Below are 936 nucleotides of genomic sequence, written 5' to 3' on the forward strand. Positions count from 1 at the left end.
TCAATGCAACGTCCGGCCTTGTGAGACCCGATACAGCACCACCGACCAACAGGTCGGCGAGTGCGGACAGATCCTTGAGACCCTCAAGGGACAACCGCCGAGCGGACCCAAATTACAGATCCTGACCCTAGAAATGCTTGCCGAAGCCGATGCCGACCGACGTCTCGGCGAGATATACGTCGGCTTCACCGCCGCCAAAGGATGCGGGGATCGAGCCACTTCCCTGCACGCGGTTCCTAGGCGCGCGCATCGCATAACCGGTTACCTCAAGCCCCGACGGTGCGGTCCACGTCGCGCCGAGCGTGAAATGGTCCTGCACGACGCCCGGTGCGAGGATGTTGAGGAATGTCTGCGACCGGCGAACCGGATTGCCCGACCGGCCATACCCCGCCCTCAGCACCCATTGCGAACTTGCCGTATAGCTGACGCCGACTTTGTAGACGGTGATGTCCCGCCAACCAAAGCCCGGGCCATCGGTGGCACCGAACGGAATGCCCTGGAACAGTTGCGCCAACGGATTGGCGATCGATTTCACCCCCGAATATTCGATCCGCTTGACGTCCCCAGCCAGCGTCAATGCCGGCGTCACCCGAAGGGCGACGCCCGCGCCCCATGATGCCGGGGCATCGAAGCCGCCTTGCCCTGCGAACAGGCCAGCATATTTGCGGAAACGCCCGGTCCACAGCTTGGACTGGTAGAAGGCACCGATCGACAGCGCATCGCTTAGACGGCCGAAATAGCCGACGCGGATACCGCCGCCGCCCGTCCAGCTGGTGCCCCTGTCGGTGAAGTTGGCGGGATCGGCCGATGCTGCACAGCGACATCGCAGTTGAAGGGTCAGCGACATCGTAGATGACGTGTGGGGGGAAGCGGAGGCCGGGCGTAGCCCGGACGTAGCTTCCCCCCACACGGGCGCGGGTTTCCCCGTGCCGTTGG

1 protein-coding gene is annotated in these 936 nt (G+C 64.0%); it reads right to left on the reverse strand.

Going from position 1 to position 936, the window contains the following annotated elements:
• Positions 1-127 precede the first annotated feature (127 nt).
• Positions 128-847 (reverse strand): OmpP1/FadL family transporter, encoded by a 720-nt coding sequence (locus RN629_RS18205; RefSeq protein WP_407036489.1) that lies wholly within the window; start codon positions 845-847, stop codon positions 128-130.
• Positions 848-936: the final 89 nt, after the last annotated feature.

Origin of the sequence: Facivitalis istanbulensis, from assembly GCF_040560405.1 — a bacterium.
GTDB classification, from domain to species: domain Bacteria; phylum Pseudomonadota; class Alphaproteobacteria; order Sphingomonadales; family Sphingomonadaceae; genus Sphingomonas; species Sphingomonas istanbulensis.